This window comes from Cupriavidus sp. FW305-46 (genome assembly GCF_058787075.1).
The window spans coordinates 1-2,252 of record NZ_JBYSZI010000132.1 but is presented as its reverse complement, the minus strand read 5'-3'; the positions used below and the strand labels follow the sequence as shown (position 1 = coordinate 2,252).

3 protein-coding genes are annotated in these 2,252 nt (G+C 71.3%); all 3 read right to left on the bottom strand.

Translation table 11 applies throughout. The features are described from left to right. Positions 1-887: DMT family transporter (locus AC3WON_RS31050; RefSeq protein ID WP_492353477.1), on the bottom strand; the 887-nt coding region annotated here is incomplete at its 3' end. 320 nt (positions 888-1,207) lie between these two features. Next, positions 1,208-2,068, bottom strand: coding sequence for an NAD-dependent protein deacetylase (locus AC3WON_RS31045; protein ID WP_492353476.1), 861 nt, complete (start codon positions 2,066-2,068; stop codon positions 1,208-1,210). Beyond that, positions 2,065-2,252 (bottom strand): oxidoreductase-like domain-containing protein (locus tag AC3WON_RS31040; RefSeq protein WP_492353475.1); only part of this gene is annotated, 188 nt, incomplete at its 5' end. The genes AC3WON_RS31045 and AC3WON_RS31040, both read right to left, overlap by 4 nt.

Below are 2,252 nucleotides of genomic sequence, written 5' to 3'. Positions count from 1 at the left end.
CCTCTGAACACCACCCCCAACCCCGCCAGCACCGCACCCATCCCGGCCATCGCCAGCGGCGCCATCCGGTTGCCCAGCAGCAGGTAGTCGAGCACCGCCGTGCCCGCCGGCACCAGGTAGAACAGGCTGGTGACGTTGACCAGGTTGCCAGCGCGGATCAGACGGTAGAACAGCAGCGTCGCGCCGATTGAAATGACCAGCGCCAGCCACAGCAGCGGCGCAGCGAACGCCAGCGAAGCATCGAAGGCGAAGGGCTGGAACGGCAGGCACAACAGGCAGGCCGCGAGGCTCGCGCCGTACTGCAGCGGCAGCACTTCCGCGGGTGCACGCGTGATGCGCTTCTGCAGGATGGCGCCGACGGTCATGCTGGCGAGCGAGGCCAGTGCGCACAGCACGCCTGCCAGCGACAGCCTGGCCTGCAGCAGGCTGTCTGCCACCACCATGGCCAGCCCGGCGAGCGCGAGGGCAAGGCCCGCCATGCGAGCGGCGCTGAAGCGCCGCTCGGTCAGCAGCAGCGTCAGCATCGGCTGGGCGCCGAGCACGGTGGCGAGCACGCCGGGCGTCATGCCGTGGTCGAGCGCAAGGAAGTAAAAGACGGAGTAGCCGCCGATCAGCAGCAGGCCGGTCACGGCGGTGTACAGCCGCTCGCCGCGCGGCGGCAGCAGGCGGTGCCTGGCCAGGCCGATCGCGCCAAGCACGGCGCAGACCAGCGCGAAGCGCAGCGTCAGCAAGGCGAAGGGCGTGGCGTGGTCGAGGGCCAGCCGGGCGGCGATGGCGCCGCTGCTCCACAGCAGCACGAAGAGGGGCGTGGCCCAGGCGGAGGTGTTGGTGGCGCGTGTGCCGGCGGCGGCGTCGAATTGCGCCGCGCAGTCTTTGTCGGTTGTCATGGATGTCATCTGTCGTCAGCTTGGCAGGCTCCGGCGACGCGCATGCGGCCATGGCACGGTGGCAGCACGCGCAGGCGTGCGGCTGCCGTGCGCGCAGGCACACGGATGCGGGACTACCGGAGACGAATGAGGCTGGGGGGCGTGCCCGTCAGCCGCGCGGCGGCGGCGCGACAGATGTGAACGCAGGCTGGCGACGCACGCATGGCCACGCGCGGCCCGGGGGCGCGGCGTTGACGGGGCGTTGGCGGTCTGCGGTCATGGTGGGAATTGAAGACTTCGAAGAAGTAGTCCGGCGATGCTATGCCTGTGCGGCCATCGCGTCAACGCGATTCTGTTGTGCGCTGCTCCAGCCGGGACACCAGCGCCTGCAGCGTCGGCGCGCATCCGGCCTCCACCTTCAGCGCCAGCATCGCGTCCGCCCGCGTGGTGCCCAGGTTGAGCGCGGCCACGGGCTTGCCCATCTGTCCGGCCCAGACGCAGAAGCGGTAGCCGGAATAGACCATCAGCGACGAACCGACCACCAGCATGGCATCCGCTGCTTCCAGCGCCGCGCGGGCGGCATCGACCCGCGGGCGCGGCACGGATTCGCCGAAGAACACCACGTCCGGCTTGAGGATGCCGCCGCAGCGCCCGCACTCGGGCACGCGGAACTGCGCGAACAGCGGCGATTCGAAATGCACGTCGCCATCGGCGGCGGGCTCGGCGATCACGTCGCGCAGCGCGGCGTTCTGTGCCAGCAGCCAGTCCTGCAGGCCGGCCCGGTCATGGCGCGTGCCACAGTCCAGGCAGATGGCACTGGCCAGGCTGCCATGCAGTTCGATCACGCCCTCGCTGCCGGCGCGCTGGTGCAGGCCGTCGACATTCTGCGTGACCAGCGCCGTGAGCCGGCCCGCGCCAAGGCGCGACAGCGCATGGTGCGCGGCATTGGGCCGCGCCTGCCACGCCACCGGCCAGCCCAGCATGCTGCGCGCCCAGTAGCGCTGGCGCCCCGCGTGCGAGCCCAGGAAGGCCTGCAGCGTGATCGGCTGCGAGCGCTGCCACTGGCCGCGCGCGTCACGGTAGCCGGGAATGCCGGAATCGGTGCTGATGCCCGCGCCGGTCAGCACGAACAGGCGCGGGTGGCGCTGCACGAAATCGAACAGCGCGGACGTCGGGTGCGGGGGTTGCAGCGGCTCGCTCAATTTGCCGGATCCTCGGCATGGCGCGCCGCCTGGCGCGCTTCCCAGGCGCGCAGCTCCTCGCGGTAGCGGTCCATCTCCTGGTAGTAGTAGTCGAAGATGCAGGGATCGCAGCCGGAGCCGCAGCACTCGTCATCGCCGGGCCGCTCTGGCGGCACCGGGCGGGGGTCGTCGGGGGGCACGGCGG